At 49.8% G+C, this 16863-nt stretch carries 14 protein-coding genes and 1 pseudogene; 9 read left to right on the top strand and 6 right to left on the bottom strand.

Annotated features, from left to right (window positions below):
* The first annotated feature begins 45 nt into the window (after window positions 1–45).
* The 4 genes and pseudogenes from ACY430_RS00510 to rho form a co-directional block, all read left to right on the top strand.
* Window positions 46–378, top strand: coding sequence for an FtsB family cell division protein (locus tag ACY430_RS00510; RefSeq protein WP_462136954.1), 333 nt, complete (start codon window positions 46–48; stop codon window positions 376–378).
* A gap of 1 nt (window position 379) precedes the next feature.
* On the top strand, window positions 380–1195 hold the full coding sequence (gene rsmA / locus ACY430_RS00505) for a 16S rRNA (adenine(1518)-N(6)/adenine(1519)-N(6))-dimethyltransferase RsmA (protein ID WP_462136953.1): 816 nt from the start codon (window positions 380–382) through the stop codon (window positions 1193–1195).
* Between the two features lie 327 nt (window positions 1196–1522).
* Entirely contained in the window at window positions 1523–3265 is a 1743-nt protein-coding gene (locus ACY430_RS00500) for an autotransporter outer membrane beta-barrel domain-containing protein (protein WP_462136952.1), read from the top strand.
* 187 nt (window positions 3266–3452) lie between these two features.
* Window positions 3453–4778: pseudogene (gene rho / locus ACY430_RS00495) on the top strand (transcription termination factor Rho); the annotation flags it as partial.
* A gap of 17 nt (window positions 4779–4795) precedes the next feature.
* On the opposite strand, the gene ACY430_RS00490 reads toward rho, so the two are convergent.
* Genes ACY430_RS00490 through cofD form a run of 6 tightly spaced genes read right to left on the bottom strand, consistent with a single transcriptional unit; the run spans window position 4796 to window position 10051 of the window.
* Window positions 4796–5098, bottom strand: coding sequence for a non-heme iron oxygenase ferredoxin subunit (locus ACY430_RS00490; protein ID WP_462136951.1), 303 nt, complete (start codon window positions 5096–5098; stop codon window positions 4796–4798).
* A 1-nt stretch (window position 5099) separates the two neighbouring features.
* On the bottom strand, window positions 5100–6413 hold the full coding sequence (gene sufD / locus ACY430_RS00485) for a Fe-S cluster assembly protein SufD (protein ID WP_462136950.1): 1314 nt from the start codon (window positions 6411–6413) through the stop codon (window positions 5100–5102).
* Window positions 6414–6419: 6 nt separating this feature from the next.
* Complete coding sequence (gene sufC, locus ACY430_RS00480) at window positions 6420–7169, bottom strand: Fe-S cluster assembly ATPase SufC (protein ID WP_462136949.1); 750 nt, start codon at window positions 7167–7169, stop codon at window positions 6420–6422.
* Window positions 7170–7207: 38 nt separating this feature from the next.
* Window positions 7208–8659, bottom strand: coding sequence for a Fe-S cluster assembly protein SufB (gene sufB / locus ACY430_RS00475; RefSeq protein WP_462136948.1), 1452 nt, complete (start codon window positions 8657–8659; stop codon window positions 7208–7210).
* Complete coding sequence (locus ACY430_RS00470; protein ID WP_462136947.1) at window positions 8656–9066, bottom strand: RrF2 family transcriptional regulator; 411 nt, start codon at window positions 9064–9066, stop codon at window positions 8656–8658. The genes sufB and ACY430_RS00470 overlap by 4 nt, the downstream gene beginning before the upstream one ends.
* A gap of 37 nt (window positions 9067–9103) precedes the next feature.
* Window positions 9104–10051, bottom strand: coding sequence for a 2-phospho-L-lactate transferase (cofD, locus tag ACY430_RS00465; protein WP_462136946.1), 948 nt, complete (start codon window positions 10049–10051; stop codon window positions 9104–9106).
* 112 nt (window positions 10052–10163) lie between these two features.
* Between cofD and ACY430_RS00460 the strand changes: the two genes are divergently transcribed.
* From ACY430_RS00460 to ACY430_RS00440, 5 genes are all read left to right on the top strand, one after another.
* Window positions 10164–11132, top strand: a complete 969-nt coding sequence (locus ACY430_RS00460) for a SurA N-terminal domain-containing protein (RefSeq protein WP_462136945.1) — start codon at window positions 10164–10166, stop codon at window positions 11130–11132.
* Window positions 11129–14644, top strand: coding sequence for a chromosome segregation protein SMC (gene smc / locus ACY430_RS00455; RefSeq protein ID WP_462136944.1), 3516 nt, complete (start codon window positions 11129–11131; stop codon window positions 14642–14644). Before ACY430_RS00460 ends, smc begins: the two co-directional genes overlap by 4 nt.
* A 23-nt stretch (window positions 14645–14667) precedes the next feature.
* Complete coding sequence (locus ACY430_RS00450) at window positions 14668–14856, top strand: type II toxin-antitoxin system HicA family toxin (protein WP_462136943.1); 189 nt, start codon at window positions 14668–14670, stop codon at window positions 14854–14856.
* Entirely contained in the window at window positions 14853–15065 is a 213-nt protein-coding gene (locus tag ACY430_RS00445; RefSeq protein WP_462136942.1) for a type II toxin-antitoxin system HicB family antitoxin, read from the top strand. Before ACY430_RS00450 ends, ACY430_RS00445 begins: the two co-directional genes overlap by 4 nt.
* A 212-nt stretch (window positions 15066–15277) precedes the next feature.
* Window positions 15278–16863 (top strand): HsdM family class I SAM-dependent methyltransferase (locus tag ACY430_RS00440; RefSeq protein WP_462136941.1); only part of this gene is annotated, 1586 nt, incomplete at its 3' end.

The raw sequence follows: 16863 nt of genomic DNA, 5'->3' as shown, positions 1-16863 counted from the left end.
TTGACAATCGGGGCGGCGGGTTTCCGTGTCTTTGGTTTTCAAACCGTGAACAAGTATCATAAGAAAAAATCGGTTTCCACCATGAAAAACCACCGCATTTTTATAGTTTCCGTTCTTTCAGCCGTTACGGTTTCCGCGCTGTTTTTCGCCCTTGAATTCAAACAGTTTCTTGATTTGAAGCGCGAAAGAACCGAAGTGGAAAAAAGAATAGAGCGGCTCGCCGCGCGCAGAGACCGTTTGAACGCCCTTTCGCTCACCCGGCTGCCAAACTCCACACAAACGGGCGGAGCGGACGAGAAGCACGCCGAACGGCTCATAAGGGAAAAACTTGGTCTTATAAAGAGGGGCGAAAAGATTTTTATTTTCCGCCGTCAGTGATATGCAGCCGGACTTCAAACCGAAAAAAAAACTCGGGCAGAACTTTCTTCGTCATGGAAAAACCCTTGAAAAAATCTGCGCCGCCGCGCGTCTTGATAACTCGGACGAGGTTATTGAAATCGGTCCGGGGCACGGAGACCTGACCCGTTTCATTCTTGCGGCCGGCGCAAAAGTCCGCGCCGTTGAAAAAGACCGGCGGCTTGTTGAAGCGTTCCCGACCGACATAATTTCCAATCCAAACTTTGAACTCACACACGGAGATGCGATGAAAATCGGCATTGAGGATTTTTATCGGGGGCGTTCTCTGAAAATGGTAAGTAATCTGCCCTACGGAATATCTTCGGGAGTTTTGCGAATACTCACGGAAAACCGCGCGCTTTTTTCACTCGCGGTTATTATGCTCCAGAAGGAAGTCGCCATGCGCCTTGTTGCCCCTCCGGGCGGAAAATCCTACGGCGCGCTGTCTGCGGTTATTCAGATGGCGTTTGAGGCGGAAAAACTTTTTGATGTTTCTCCCGCGCTTTTCAATCCACGCCCCGCCGTTACTTCGTCGGTTGTGCGCCTTGTTCCTTTCAAAGGAACCCGGTTGCCGCTCAAAAGCGGGGAGTTTTACCGCAAAACTGTCCGTGCCGCATTCTCGGAGCGCAGAAAAATGGTAAAAAACTCACTGTTTTCAGCGTTCCCGTCCCGTGATGTCTTACGCGCCCTTGAAGGCGCGGGAGTTGACGGCTCGCGCAGGGCTGAAACACTCAGTCTTGAAGAATTCCGCGCGATTTCGGATGAATTGTTTGAATTGCTTGGAAATAAAGACGGCTAACGGGGTTTCTTGACCGCGCCGCCGCCGTTGGGGTAGAATGCCTGTCGGTTCCGGAATTTTTTTTGATGCGAGGAGAAGATTTTTGCGTGTTACCTTTATTAAGGATATTAAGAACTTTTTTGGGGGGGGGGTAGAGCCCCTCTCCGCTGTCTAATTATTGCTTTTTTTCTGCTTTGCGTTCCCGCGCAGGCGTGGGCGCAGGTTGTTGCCGCGTATGACATAACGCTTACCCCCAACGAAATACAATCTTCCGCTTTTGCAGATGGTAGTGTAACCATCACGATTGATCTTCCGGCTGCCGTCCGCTTCAGCGGACAAAATAAAGATTTGGGCGACCGGGCGGGGCTTGTCTGGACACTGGAAGGAACTGACATGGTGAGAGTGGCGAATCTTGCCCTGTTGCCTAACCATGCGGAGTTTTTGACTCTTCCTGCGGGGATTACCATTACTGATTTAAGGGTAATCACCCAGAGGCGCGGGCAATTCACACTTTCAGGCGATCCAACCGCGATTACTGAGACAACTGAAGTAATGATTAGAATTGGCGGCGCTTTAATTACTGCAGGCATGTCTGGTAACTCTACTTGTACTCAGGCTCGTAGTCTCTCCCAAAACAGCAGCGCCTGCGCTGCGTCAAATGTCGCGGTTCTGACTCTTGTTTTTGTTCCCCCGCCGGAACTGCAAGAAGAGCAACGCAAAGATTTCCACGAGATAACTCTGGGAACATTGTCCAAAAACTTTGTCGGCTCAAATATGAGAATGATAGAAGCAAGAATGGGTTCTTCGCGGTCGCACTCACCGCGCATTAAGGTCGGCGGAAACGAAGTAAAGGGCATTGAGCAGTTTATAGCCAAAACCCTTTACGACGGCGTGAGCCATTTGGGAGAAGGCAATTACAAACTTCAGGTGCCCGATTTAATGGAAAGTTTGAATGACGGCAGTTTTGAAATGCCGATAGGAACGGACTCATCATTCTGGATTGGCGGCGGCGTGCAGTTTTTTGAAGGCGACCCAACCCGGAGCGGAATAACGAGCGATTACAAAGGCAGTACAAAAAGCACTTTGTTCGGAATTGACAGAAGAACGGAACTTTTCACAACCGGGATTTCTCTGGGGTTCAACTTTGGCAGTACGGACTACACCTTCACAACGGGCGCAGTGAACGGAGATGGCGGCGTGGAAACCTTCGGCGGAAGCATTTATCCGTATTTCGCAGTGCATCCATACAAGGGGATGACATTCTGGGCGCTCGGCGGAATCGGGTTTGGCAAGCACACGATAGAGGAAAACTACGCGGCTTCGGACATTTTCAACAGCTGGGATGTAACGTCACTTGACTGGGTTACGGCCGGGGGGTTGGAACAGGCGGTAGCGTTTGGCGCTCTGGACTTCACGGCGCGTGCGAAAGCCATGTGGTATGGCATAAAGATTTCGGAAGCAGTGTCTGATTCCGGCTCCAAATTTTCCGATTTAACTTCCCTTAACCAGCGTTTCCGTTTTGAAGGCGAAGCGGGATATACATTCAATTTCAGCGACCACCTCTCCGTGCGTCCCTACGGTCTCGGAAGTGTGCGGTATGACACCGGAGACGCATCTGTAAATGACAACTTTTTTGTTGATGCGGGAGGCGGATTTGAACTCAACGCATATAACGCAATCGGTCTAAATTTTGGCGGTTCCGCGCAGGTGCTGGGAGACGAGACAAAAGAGTATTCCGGTGTGATTGTGGCGGCATTTTCCTACGACAGAGGCCTTGACGGTCGCGGTATGGAAGTGTCAATCAAGAGAGCATTAGAAAGCGGTGATTTAATTTCGCGGATTGCCCCGGGAACACAGTTCAACGATGTGAAACAGGAAATACGCTCCACGGTTATGCAAGCGAAGATTGCTTATAACTGGAACGATACAAACGCCTACGCCCGTTCGCAGATAAATGAATTGGACGGACGGCACAACCACGCGCTTGGCGCAGAGTTTGGTTTTAAAAGAGTGAACATAGGCGTTGAGACCGGATATTCATCCGGCAACGATGATTTAAACGCGCTCGCCCGCGCAAGCCTACGGCTTTAAGCGCGGGAAATTGCGGTTTTCTTGACATACCCGTTTTTTTCTATACACTTTCAGCCGTTCGGAGAATTTCAGGTCCGATTTCCGTTTCGCCCATCCAACGGGCGGTTACCGTTTACAGATTGGTTTCAGGATTGTTTCGTTAGCGGAGTTCTCTAAAAATATCATCACGGATTTTTAACACCGAATGTCAAAAGACGAAGAGCAGATAGAGGAAACTCCAAGTCCTTCACGCAAGCGCAAAAGCGGCGCGGGCGAAGAAGAATTTACTCTGGAGACACTTCGCAAAAAAGCCAACAGTGAGTTAGCGCAACTCGCCGCGGATTCCGGCATTGGCGACACAACCGTTATGTCGCGTCAGGATATGATTTACGCCATAATGCGCACCAACAGCGCGCGCGATGACGGCTCCATTGAAGCGGAGGGTGTGCTTGAAGTTCTATCGGAGGGATACGGCTTTTTGCGGTCGTCCTCAAATTCCTACCTTTTCGGCCCCGATGACATTTATGTATCCAAGTCGCAAATTCGCTCGGTCAGCCTTAAAACCGGAGACACAATCAGGGGGCGGGTGCGGCTTCCCAGAGATGGCGAGAAAAATCTCGCGCTTCTCAAAATTGAAGCCGTGAACGGCGAAGATCCCGCGAAATGCAATGAAAGAATGCCTTTTGAAAATTTTGTTCCGCTTCATCCCGAAAAGCGATTGGAGCTTGAATACGATGCGAAGGAGTTCAGCACAAGGATTTTGAATCTTTTTGTTCCCGTCGGGCTGGGACAGCGTGCGATGATTGTCGCGCCGCCGAGAACGGGAAAAACAATTCTTTTGCAGAGAATAGCCAACGGAATTACGAACAATCACCCCGATGTGAAGTTAATAGTTCTGCTTATAGACGAGCGTCCCGAAGAGGTTACCGATATGGAGAGGTCGGTTATCGGTGAGGTTGTGAGTTCCACTTTTGACGAGCCGCCCAAACGGCACATTCAGGTTGCCGACATGGTTCTGGAAAAAGCAAAACGCTCCGTGGAGCAGGGTATGGACGTGGTTATTCTTCTTGACAGTCTCACGCGTCTGGCGCGAGCGAGCAACACCGTAACCCCCGCGAGCGGCAGGGTTCTTTCGGGCGGAATTGAGGCGAATGCGCTTCAAAAACCGAAAAGGTTTTTCGGCGCGGCGCGAAACACCGAAGAGGGCGGCAGTTTGACCATCATCGCCACCGCGCTTATAGACACGGGCAGCAGAATGGACGAAGTGATTTTTGAAGAATTCAAAGGCACCGGCAATATGGAATGTCATCTTGACAGAAAACTCGCCGACCGGCGCATCTTTCCCGCGTTTGAACTCCAGCGCTCCGGCACACGAAAAGAGGAACTGCTTCTGACCGAAGAGGAGTTAAACAGGGTTTGGCTTCTGCGCAAAATTCTGAACCCCATGAACACGGTTGAAGCGATGGAGTTCCTGCTGGACAAAATGCGCGGAACTAAAAACAACAAAGAGTTTTTGAGCGGAATGAATCAGTAGGGTTTCGCTTTCCGAAATCAGTCCGCATCCACAAAGATTTCGTCCCCTTCCATTTTTATTGGAAAAATCTCTATCGGCTCGCTTGCGGGCATACACAGCGCTTTGCCGGTTTTTACATTGAACTCCGCGCCGTGGTAGGCGCAGGTAACCACTTCGCCGTTGAGCTCGCCGTCTGAAAGCGGAAGCTCCTGATGGCTGCACTTGTCGCGGAAGGCGTAAAATGTGCCGTCCACATTGCAGATTGCCACGGTGTCAAATCCGACCGTGAAGGATTTAATCTCTCCGGGCGCAATTTCAGAGGTTTTTGCGACTTTTTTCATTTCAGGTTCCGAGCGCGGCGGCAAACCAGCGTTCAGACTCTTTTTCAAGAAAATCGCGCACGGGCTCAACGGTCATAAGCGCGATGCTTTCGCGAGTGAACCCTCTCAAAATTACCGCGCGCGCCTCGGCTTCGGGAATTCCGCGCGAGCGCAGATAGAAAACGGCGTCTTCTTCCATTTGCCCGATTGTCGCGCCGTGCGTGCATTTGACGTCATCGTTGTAGATTTCAAGCTGCGGTTTTGTGTCTATCTGAGCGGTGTTTGAAAGCAGCAGGTTGCGGTTTGTCTGTTTGGCGTCCGTTTTGATTGCGCCTTCGTGAACGATAATCCTTCCGTGAAAAACCCCGCGCCCTTTTTCATTGAGAATGCCGTTGTAAATCTGGCGGCTGTCGCAATGCGGGGCGGCGTGCTCAACCTTCATAAAATTGTCCATATGCTGGCGTCCGGTCGGCATAAAAAGCCCGTTTATGAGGCAGTCTCCGCCGGTTCCCGCGAGTTTGGGATGAACGTTGTTTCTCACAATTGCCCCGCCAATGAGAACGGAATGGGAAAGGGTGTTTGCGTCTTTTTCCTGAACCAGATTGAGGGTTGAGATGTTGACCACGCTTTTGCTTTCAAACTCAAGGCGGTAATGCTCAACGCGCGCGCCTTCGCCGACCGAGATTTCGGTGAGCGGATTTGAAAGGCAGTTTTCCTCCGATGTTGAGATGTGATGCTCAACAATTTTTACGCCGCAGTTTTTCTCAGCCACAATCAGGTTTCGCGGGCCGGAAACCCGCCCGCCGTCCGTGGAGGCGTAGATGATGTAAACGGGCTCTTTAATTTCCGCGCCCGCCGCAATGTGAATAAACGCGCCGTCTTCAAAAAGCGCGGTGTTGAGAGCGGTGAAGAACTCGTTTTTAGTGTCGGACATTTTCCCCAGATGAGCCGCAACAATATCCGCGTGGGTTTTCGCCGCTTCCAAAAGCGGGAGAACAACGGGCATTTTCGTTTCAGGGGGTTTTGACAGCGCGGGCGCGTAAATGCCGTTTATAAATACGAGCGCGGGAGCGCCAAGTCCTCTAATCGCGCGCGCGGCGATGTCTTTTTTCGTTACTTTCGCTTTTCCGTTCGCCGCCGAGTATGAAACCGCCGCGACCGGAGCAAGGTTTGTAAATCTCCAGTCCTCATGGCGCACGGTCGGAAACTCCAGTTTCCCGACCGCTTTCGCCGCATCCGCTTTTTCGCCGTCAAGAACCGCGACTCCGGTTTTTCGCGCGTTTTCGCACAAATCCATAAGCCCGCCCGCGTCGTTTTTGTTTTTTTTAGCGGACATTTTTTCTCACGCGGATTTTTTTTCAGTCCAGCCGTAGCCCTTGCTTTCCAATTCAATGGCGAGATTTTTATCGCCGGATTTGACGATTTTTCCGTCCGCCATAACGTGGACAAAATCCGGAACGATGTATTCAAGAAGCCGCTGGTAGTGGGTGATGATGATGAAAGAACGCTCTTTTGACCGCATTGCGTTCACCCCTTTTGCCACGATTTTGAGCGCGTCAATGTCAAGACCGGAATCGGTTTCGTCAAGTATGGCGAGTTTTGGCTCCAGAATTTGCATCTGAAAAATTTCGTTCCTTTTTTTCTCGCCGCCCGAAAATCCCTGATTGACCGGACGCGAAAGAAAGGAGTCGTCCATGTTCAGATTTTTCATTTTTTGCTTCGCGAGTTTTGAAAAATCCACATGCTTTACGGGTTTTTCACCGCGCCGTTTTCTGATTGAGTTCAGCCCCTCGCGCAACAGGTAGGAGTTTGAAACGCCCGCGATTTCTATCGGGTATTGAAACGCCATAAAAACGCCGGCCGTGGCGCGCTCTTCGGGTTCCATTTCAAGAAGGTCTTCCCCCCCGAACTCTACCGAGCCCTTTGTTGCCTCGTAGGTGTTATGCCCGGCGAGCACCTGTGAAAGCGTGCTTTTGCCCGAACCGTTGGGGCCCATTATGGAATGGATTTCCCCCTTGCCCACTTTGAGGTTCAGACCTTTCAGAATTTCCTTGCCGTCAACCGCGGCGTGCAGGTTTTTTATTTCAAGCATTTTGTTCTCCCTTTGGATTTTTCCGGCCGGGGCGCGGTTTATCCCACGCTGCCCTCAAGACTTACGCTCAAAAGTTTTTCCGCCTCAACGGCGAATTCAAAAGGCAGTTCCTTGAAAACTTCCTTGCAAAATCCGTTCACAATCAGCGAAACGGCGTCTTCGGCGGACAAACCTCTTTGCTGGCAGTAGAAAATCTGGTCTTCGCCGATCTTTGAGGTTGACGCCTCGTGCTCCATGTGAGCGGTTGAGTTTTTCACTTCAATATACGGAAAGGTGTGCGCTCCGCACAAATCGCCTATGAGCATTGAGTCGCACTGCGTGTAGTTGCGCGCCCCTGAAGCCGGTTTTGCGATTTCAACAAGCCCTCTGTAAGTGTTCTGCCCCTTGCCCGCGCTGATGCCCTTTGAAATGATTGTGCTGCTTGTGTTTTTGCCGATATGCACCATTTTTGTTCCCGTGTCCGCCTGCTGCATTCTGTTTGTCAGTGCGACCGAGTAAAACTCTCCGACCGAGTTGTCCCCCTCAAGCACACAGCTGGGATATTTCCATGTAATTGCCGAGCCGGTTTCCACCTGAGTCCACGATATGTGCGAGTTGTCTCCGATGCATCTGCCGCGCTTTGTTACGAAGTTGTAAATCCCGCCTTTGCCATTTTTGTCTCCGGGATACCAGTTCTGAATTGTGGAGTATTTTATTGTCGCGTCTTCAAGCGCAACGAGTTCCACCACCGCCGCATGAAGCTGGTTTTCGTCCCTCATCGGAGCCGTGCAGCCCTCCAGGTAACTAACGTAACTTCCCTTTTCGGCGATTATGAGGGTTCTCTCAAACTGCCCCGTGTTTTCGGCGTTTATTCTGAAATAGGTTGAGAGCTCCATCGGGCAGCGCACGCCTTCGGGTATGTAAACGAAAGAGCCGTCGCTGAAAACGGCGGAATTAAGGGTCGCGAAAAAGTTGTCAGACGCGGGCACGACCGAGCCGAGATATTTTTTCACAAGTTCGGGATGCTCTCTGACGGCGTCTGACATTGAGCAGAAAATCACTCCCTCTTCGGCGAGTTTTTCCTTGAAGGTGGTTACCAGCGAAACGCTGTCAAAAACCACATCCACCGCAACCGCTTCGGTTTTCACGCCCGCGAGCATTTTCTGCTCTTCAAGCGGTATTCCCAGTTTTTCGTATGTTTCCCTGATTTCCGGGTCTATGTCGTCCAGACTTTCGGGGCGGTCGCCGCTTTTGGGCGCGGCGTAGTAGCTTATGGCGTTGTAGTCTATGGACGGATATTTGATGTTTGCCCATTTCGGCTCTTTCATTGTGAGCCAGTGTTTGTAGGCTTTGAGCCGCCAGTCAAGCAGCCACTTCGGCTCCTCTTTTTTCGCCGAGATAAAGCGGATTACATCTTCGTTGAGCCCCTTCGGAGCGATATCCTGCTCAACATCGGTTGTGAAACCGTATTTGTATTCCTGTCGGGCAAGGTCTTCAAAATCAATGCTCATTGTCTTGCTCCTTTGTCGGTCAGGCTCGCGATGGTTATTTTTTCAAGCATTTCAATCATTGAGAGCTGCAATTTATCCCAGATGGCAAGTTGCGTACAGTTTTCATAAAGCGCGCAGGGTCCGTCCTCATCAATGCAGTCAATTATGTGAATGTCCCCTTCAATTGCCTCATAAACATTGCGCAAGTTCAGTTTTTTCGGCTCTTTGGCGAGTATGTAGCCGCCCGACGGGCCGCGCACCGAAATTACTATTCCGCTTTTTACAAGCCGCCCCAGTATCTTCGCCAGATATTTGTTCGGTACGTGCTGGTTTTCGGAGATTTCCTTCATCCCGCACCTTCTGCCCGGGTTGTTGCCCAAATAAGTCAACGAACGTATTGCGTAATCAAGTGCTTTACTTACTTGCATTTCAGCCTTCTTTGCGCGGCAACGCCACACTGACAGACTAACGCAGAGAGTCCATTTTTTCAAGCACGGCGCGAGCAAGCGCGCGAGCGGTTTGCGTGTTTGAGATTACGGTGTCCGTAACAAGTGTTTCAAGCCCCGCGGACTTGATTTTTTCCGCCTCGTGGCTGTCGCTGTTGTCAATAACCATAAGATTGAGAAAGTCCGAATACATGCGGGCGATTTGAAATGACGAAACCTCAAGCCCCAGCGATTTCATCAGCCGGTCCGCCGGACCTTTGAGAGGCCTTCCGCCCACAAGCGGGCTTACGGCGGCAATAACCGCCTTTGACTCGCGCAAAGCGTTTCTTACTCCCGCCACTTCAAGAATGGGTCCTATGCTTATCACCGGATTGCTCGGACACAGCACAATTTTGTCCGCGCCGTTTATCGCTTCAAGAACACCCGGAGCCGGAGTTGCGGCTTCAATTCCCCTGAAACTCACGCCCGACACTTGCGGCTCCATTTTTCTGCGGACGTAATACTCCTGAAAATGCATCTCTCCGAGGTCCGTGCGCACCCAGGTCCGGACTTCGCAGTCGGTCATGGGTATGATGTCCGCCCTGTCCGCCGCGCCGAGCCGCCGTGCGATTTCGCGCGTGGCGTCCGAAAGCGTGAGCCCGCTTTTAATCATTTCCGTTCTGGTGATGTGGGTCGCGAGGTCGCGGTCGCCGATTCTGAACCAGTTTTCGTTCCCAAGCGCGCCCGCCGCGTCAATGAAATTGAAGGTGTCGCCGTCAATTCCCCAGCCCTTTTTTTTATCCACAATGCCCGAAAGCCAGTAGGTAATTGTGTCTATGTCCGGCGAGATGTGAAGCCCTGAAAGATTTATATCGTCCGCGCTGTTGACAATGACCGAAAGCCGCTCCGAATCCGCGCCTTCGGCTTCCAACGACAACCCTTTGAGAAACTTGCCCGCTCCGACTCCGCCTCCGAGACTGGTTATCATTTCAGCAAAGCATATACAAAAAATGCCTTTATTGTTTGGACATTTTCCGCCGTTTAGGTGTAAAATAGAACGGCTTGTTTAAGGTTTTTGAGGTTGGGCTTGAGCTGATTATATGGGCACAGGCCTGAAAGAAAATAGAAATTCGTGGCTCGCGAGAGTCATTGTCATTGTTCTTGCTCTCACTTTCATCGTGGGACTGGGCTATACGGGCGGTTTTTCCGGTAGCGGGGTTTCCTCCGGAGTCGCGCTGGAGGTTGACGGCGATGCCGTTTCCATTTCGTATTACCAACTTGTAAGAAAACAGATTTACAACTCGCAAACCGCCGGTATGGACAAGGTTCCGGTTGAAATTCAGGACGCGATAGACCGCATAACCGTTAATTTTCTCATCCAGCGCAAACTTCTCGCCCGCAAGGCGCGCGCGCTGGGCTTGCGCGTTTCCGATGAGGAAATACGCCAAACCATCAACAGTGACCCGGCTTTTGTTCGTGAAGGCGGGTTTGTCGGCGCGGATTACTACAAGTTTTACATAACGGAGAATCTCCGGTTGACCGTCTCGCAGTTTGAGGACTCAATCAGGGACGAAAACCTTACTTTGAAAATGGCTTCGCTGTCCCGCATTTCAGAGGCGCGGACGCTTGAAGAGATGGAAAACCTTTTCATGGTAACGGGCGAAAAAATCAAGGTTGAATACATATCGTTTGACACAAATGCCGAAGCGCAGAGCGCGCTTGATGAACTAACCTCATCGGGCGACATTTCCGAAGCGGCAAAAAAATTCGGCAAAAAGACCACGCGCACGGGGTTTTTTACGCGGTTTGAGACTCCCTCTCCGCTTGGGCATGAGATGTTTGCCCTCACGCTTTCAAATCCGGTCGCGCCGCAGGTGTTTTCTTCGGGCGGCGTTCACACGGTCGCCGTTTTGAAGGACAGAAAGAGCGAAGACCCCGCCCTTGTGCGCGACAAAACGCGTGTAGCCGCGGGCGGCGCGCCCGGCGAGGGGGTTGCCGTTCTCAACAACTGGATTCAGATGCTTTTTGCGGCGGCGGATGTAAAAACCAGCAAGGAGATTTTAAGATGAGAATCTCCGCGATTGAACTTTCCGGCTTCAAATCATTTCACAGAAAAACGAGAATAGAGTTTCACAAGGGGGCGAACGGCATTGTGGGACCGAACGGCTGCGGCAAATCAAACGTTGTGGACGCCGTGCGCTGGGTTATCGGCGAGCAGAATCCCAGAATGCTGCGCGCCGAAGTGATGGAGGACTTAATCTCGGACGGAACGGTTTCGCTCAAACCCGTCGGCATGGCCGAGGTTACGCTTGTGCTGTCCGAAGTGCGGGGGAGCGGCTTTGACGATATTTCCATAACGCGCAGATACTTCCGCGGCGGCGAGAGCGAATACTCAATCAACGGCGCGCAGTGCCGCCTCAAAGACATCGTTGACATTTTCCTGGACACCGGCGCGGGCGCGCGCTCGCACTCAATCATCGGTCAGGGCGAAGTGGAGGGCTTCATAACGGCAAAGCCCGAAGAAAAACGCCGCCTCATAGACGAGGTCGCCGGAATTGTGAAATTCAAGGCGAGAAAAAAGGAAACTCAGAGCCGCCTGAAACAAACTGAAGAAAATCTGGAAAAAATCAGGGGCATTAGCAGGGACGCGAACCGGCGCAAAGAGAGTTTGAGGCGGCAGGCGGAGCAGGCGCAAAAACTGAACGAACTTTCCGGCGGCGCGGCGCGGCTTGAATTGCTTATGCTCGGCGCGCAGAGACTTGAGAGCGAAGAAAAAATGCGCGAAGCGTTGCGCGGCAAAACCGAAATTGAAAAATCCACAGGCGAACTTGAGACCGGAAAAAGCGGCATCGTGAGCAGTCTTAAAGAGTTTGAGCAAAAAGCCCGCGCGCTTGAAACCGAAGCCGGGTCCGCGGATGCGGAAATACTCGCCGTTCGGGAGAAAATCAACGCCGAAAACTCCTCAAAAGATCTTTCCGCCGGAAGAACGGCGGACATTGAAGCGTTTACGGCGCGGCTTGAAAGCGAAAAACTCATCGTTGAACAACAGGGGCGCGACATCAAGGACGAAGCCGCGAAAATGCGCTCCGAAGCCGAAAACGCGAACGCGGAAATGGAGCGGCTTAAAACCGATATTGAGACTGTTTCTTCCGAACTTTCCGCGCTCAAAGACGGCACGCGGGGCGACAGAGACGGACTTGAAGAAGTCAGAGACGGTTTTTTCAGCGCGGTTGAGCGGTGCGACAGCGCTGAGGAGGAATACAGAAACCTCACCGCCGAAATTGAACGGCTGTCGGTCGGAAGCGGATACCTGTCCGAGCAGAAAGAGGCGTTACTTGACGAGAAGCGGAAAATTTCCGACCAGCGCGAGCAGTTTTTGTCTCAAATTGAGGAGATAAGCGGCGCGCAGGAACGGTCGGAAAAAGAGAAAAAGGGGTTTGAAGATGGGCTTTCGTCCTTCGGCGGCGAGCACGGCAGACTGCTTGATGAAATAAATTCACTCAAAGAGCGCCGCACACGTGCGGCATCGCGGTTGGAGGAGCTTGTAAATATACGCAAATCGTTTGAATGGCTTCCTGAATCGTCCCGCAGTTTTCTTATGGGGAACAAAACGGGCGGCGTGCTCGGCGTTTTGTCGGACTACGTTGCCGTTCCCCCAAAATACGCGAAAGCTTTTGAGGCGGCGCTCGGCGAGCGTTTGGGCTGGATTGTGGTCGGCACGGGCGATGACGCTTCGGCGGCGATAGCGAAACTGCGCGAAAACGAGGCGGGACGGGCAACCTTTATGCCGGCCGGCGCGGCGGACACGCCCGGAAAAACTTTTTCCGTTCCGGCGGGAGCGCGCCCGGTCGCGGAGATTGTGCGCGTAAAAGGCGAGGGCGGAGCGGTTGTGAAAAAAGTCCTTGCGGGAATTTGCGTTGTGGACACGCTCCGGGACGCTTTTGAGTGCGCGGCGCACGCGCCGGAACTTTCCTTCGCCACGCTTGAGGGCGATTTTCTTGACAGTTCGGGAGCCGTTTCGGGCGGCTGGACGACCGGCGGGGTTTTTGAGCGCGATTCGGAGATTGAGTCGCTCACGGATGAGGTCGCCCGCCTTGATAAACAGATAAAAACTTCGCTTGAAGAATCGGGCAATTTTGAGATTCGCATAGACGATTTGAAGGAGAAAATGACCTCGCTTGACGAGAACATTCGCGCGGACAGGGCGAAACTTGGCTCGCTTGAGCGCGACCTTGAAGGGTTTAATTTCTCACTTGAAGGAAAAGAGACAAAACTCACCGGACTTGAGACGGAGATCGCCGCCGCGGGCGCTGAACTTGAGGAAAAGAACGCCCGGCTCGCCGATTGCCGTTCACGGCTTGAGGGCTTGCGCGGGAAGAGAGAGGTTCTCAAAGAGCGGCTTTCGGATTTTGAGGAGAAAAACTCGGAGGTTGAGTCGCGTGAAACCGAACTTGCCGACCGGCTCGGCTCGCTGAAAGTCAGCATCGCTTCGTTGGAGCAGAACAAAGCCGGAGCCCTGCGCTCCGTTGAAGGGCTTGTTTTGAGGGAAAAAGACATCGCGGCGCGCTCAGAGGAAATTGCCGCCGAAATTACCGTCAAACAGAACGAGAAAAAAGGGTTGCTTGAGTCTTCCGGCTCTGCGGAGCGCATAATAGAGGCGCTTGAGGCGGAGTTGGAGCAAAAACGGCACGGCGGCGGAAAAATCCGTGAAAACCGTTCGGAAATTCTGGAGCAAATTCAGACTTTACGCGAAAAGGTTGACGGGCTGGACAGGCGTATTGAGGAGGTCAGAGCGCGGCGCGGCGATGTTGAGGTCAGTATTAAAACGATGGAAAACAACATTGAGTATATAGACGGGAAAATAACCGAAGTTGCGGAAAAAACGGGCGCGCAAATGCCGGGTGAGGAGGAAATTCGTGCCGCCGATGTTGAGGAGGCAAAAACAGAGTTCTCAAACCTGAGAGCGAAAATTGACGGGCTGGGGCTTGTTAATCTTCTCGCGCCTGATGAATACGAGGTGGCGGAGAAAGAATACGATTTTCTGGAAAGCCAGATAGAAGATCTGGAAAAATCCGTGATTTCTCTCAAAAAATCCATTTCTCATCTTGACCGTGAAAGCGCGGAGAAATTCGCCGATGCGTATGAAAAGGTTGATAAAAAATTCCGCGAATTGCTGCCCACGCTTTTCAAGGGCGGGGAAGGGCGGCTTGTTATGACAAATCCGGACGACCCCATTGAGACGGGAATAGATATTTTTGTAAAACCCGGCGGCAAAAAATCACAAAGTATGAGTTTGCTCTCCGGCGGCGAAAAAGCGCTTTCGGCAATCGCGTTCATAATTGCCTCGTGCCTTGTGCGCCCGCTTCCGTTCATAATTCTTGACGAGATAGACGCCCCGCTTGACGATTCAAACACGGGCAGATTTGCGTCTCTCGTGAAAGATATTTCGCAAAACTCGCAAACGCTTGTCGTTACGCACAATAAAACCACCATTTCAAGCGTGGACGCGCTTATCGGCATAACCGCAAGCAAAGCGGCGAATTCGGCGGTTGTTTCAGTTGATTTGGCGAAAGCGGTATGAGGGTGTAGTGCGGCGATATTTCCGTGAAAGTAAAAGAGGCCATAAAATTGATTGAAAAAAACGGTTGGTACCAAGACCGTATGCGCGGAAGCCATCGGCAGTTCAAACATCAAAGAAAACAGGGCTTGGTTACGATTTCAGGAAAGCAGAATGATGAAATTGCAAAGGGCACTCAAAACAGTATCTTTAAACAGGCGGGTATTAAGAAATGAAGTATCTAATTGTTTACGAAAAAACAAAGACGGGTTTTTCGGCTTATTCTCCTGACATTCAGGGGTGTGTTGCTGCGGGCAAGACAAAAAAAGAAGTCGAGAAAAACATGCAAAATGCCATTGAATTTCATCTGGAAGGGCTGGAATTGGAAAAAATGAAAATCCCTAAACCAACCGCATATTCAAATTATTTGGAAATTGGCGGTTGATTTAGCGAAAGCGGTTTAGGTATTAATGGCAAACGAAAGAAAAACAGAGGCATGGGTTCGCAAGCATTTTGAAAAGTTTAAAAAACACATTGATACAGAAGAACAAAAGTCTGACTTTCCAAAAATTGACAAATTATTAAAATCTGCCTCAAAAACGAACTCGGGGAGCAGGGTATCCAGAGTTTATCATTACTTTTAAGAACAATTCCGATTTGTTAATTGTTGTTGAGTGTAAGGCGGATACAAAAAAACACGCAAGTAGACAGCTTAATAGATATTCAGAATATGCTGTTGATGGTGCGTTGCTTTATGCTTCTTATCTGTCGAAAGAGTTTGATGTGTTGGCTATTGGTGCTAGCGGAGAAACAAATAGAGAAGCAAAAGTTTCTCACTACCTACACTTGAAAGGCAAGAAAACATCAACTCCTATTTTTGGAGACAAACTCCTAAGTGTTAAAAATTATCTAGATGGATACTTAAAAAGTCCAGAGAAATTTAGACAGGATTACGATAAACTCTTGAGTTTTGCAAACAAATTAAACAAAAATCTGCACCACAAAAAAATTCGGGAAAATAAAAGAGGTTTGTTAATTAGCGCCATTCTTATTGCGCTAGAGGAACCAGCCTTTAAAGGATCTTACGCTTTGCACTCATCGCCTAAAAATCTTGCGAAATCCCTTGTCCGAACAGTTTCAAGTCAGTTGGAAAGTGCAAATCTTACCCAAGAAAAATTAGACAGTCTTAATGTTGAATTTAATTTTATTAAAACTGATACATCTCTATCAAAAGGTCCACAGGTTTTGAAAGAAATTATTGATGAAATCAATGAAAATATTAATGGTTTTGTTAAAACACACCAATATGTTGATGTGTTGGGACGACTTTATGTTGAATTTTTAAGGTACACAAACAGCGATAAAGGGCTTGGTATTGTTTTAACTCCTCCACATATTACAGAGTTTTGTGCTGACTTGGCTCAAGTGAATGAAAACTCCACCATTTATGATAACTGTGCTGGAACAGGAGGGTTTTTAATCAGTGCGATGAAGAAAATGATTACTTCTGCACAAGACAATGAAGAAGTGATTAAACGAATAAAATCCAAACAGTTGATTGGAACAGAATATCAAGCAGATATCTTTTCTTTATTAATTTCTAATATGTTCGTTCATCAAGATGGAAAGACCAATGTAGTTAAAGCGGATTGTTTTGATGAAGATGTTGTCAGAAAAGTTAAGAGACAAAAACCAAACGTTGGGTTTTTAAATCCGCCGTACAAATCGGAAGAAACAGATGTAGAAGAATTAGAGTATGTCTTGAACAATTTGGAATGTTTAACCACTGGAGGAATTTGTATAGCGATAGTGCCAATGCATTGCGCATTGGCACAGAAAGGCAAAACCTTAGAACTGAAAAAGAAGATTTTAGAAAAACATACTCTTGAAGCAGTGTTTTCAATGCCAGATGAATTGTTTGCTGAATCAGCTAATGTTGTTACTTGCATTATGGTTTTTACTGCACACAGCCCCCATTCCTCCCATAAAGAAACTTATCTTGCTTATTATAAAGATGATGGTTTCAAGAAGATTAAAAACAAAGGAAGAATTGATGCTTTTGATAAATGGAAGGATATTAAAAAAGAGTGGGTGTCAACTTTTATAAACAGAAAGAGAAAATCAGGTGTTAGCCTTAAGAAAAAGCTTGTTGCGGACATGGAGTGGTGTGTAGAAGAATATATGAAGACAGATTATTCTATTCTTGGCTATTCGTCTTTTGAAACTGTAGTGCGTGACTACGT

It is taken from the genome of Candidatus Mycalebacterium sp. (assembly GCF_977828045.1).
This window is presented reverse-complemented; position numbering and strand designations above follow the sequence as displayed.

What these genes read in the sequence shown, in the direction of transcription:
- smc (WP_462136944.1), top strand. Translation starts at nt 11,129, where the DNA reads ATGAGAATCTCCGCGATTGAACTTTCCGGCTTCAAATCATTTCACAGA.
- ACY430_RS00445 (WP_462136942.1), top strand. Translation starts at nt 14,853, where the DNA reads ATGAAGTATCTAATTGTTTACGAAAAAACAAAGACGGGTTTTTCGGCT.
- rsmA (WP_462136953.1), top strand. Translation starts at nt 380, where the DNA reads ATGCAGCCGGACTTCAAACCGAAAAAAAAACTCGGGCAGAACTTTCTT.
- ACY430_RS00460 (WP_462136945.1), top strand. Translation starts at nt 10,164, where the DNA reads ATGGGCACAGGCCTGAAAGAAAATAGAAATTCGTGGCTCGCGAGAGTC.
- cofD (WP_462136946.1), bottom strand. Translation starts at nt 10,051, where the DNA reads ATGATAACCAGTCTCGGAGGCGGAGTCGGAGCGGGCAAGTTTCTCAAA.
- sufB (WP_462136948.1), bottom strand. Translation starts at nt 8,659, where the DNA reads ATGAGCATTGATTTTGAAGACCTTGCCCGACAGGAATACAAATACGGT.
- ACY430_RS00470 (WP_462136947.1), bottom strand. Translation starts at nt 9,066, where the DNA reads ATGCAAGTAAGTAAAGCACTTGATTACGCAATACGTTCGTTGACTTAT.
- sufC (WP_462136949.1), bottom strand. Translation starts at nt 7,169, where the DNA reads ATGCTTGAAATAAAAAACCTGCACGCCGCGGTTGACGGCAAGGAAATT.
- sufD (WP_462136950.1), bottom strand. Translation starts at nt 6,413, where the DNA reads ATGTCCGCTAAAAAAAACAAAAACGACGCGGGCGGGCTTATGGATTTG.
- ACY430_RS00490 (WP_462136951.1), bottom strand. Translation starts at nt 5,098, where the DNA reads ATGAAAAAAGTCGCAAAAACCTCTGAAATTGCGCCCGGAGAGATTAAA.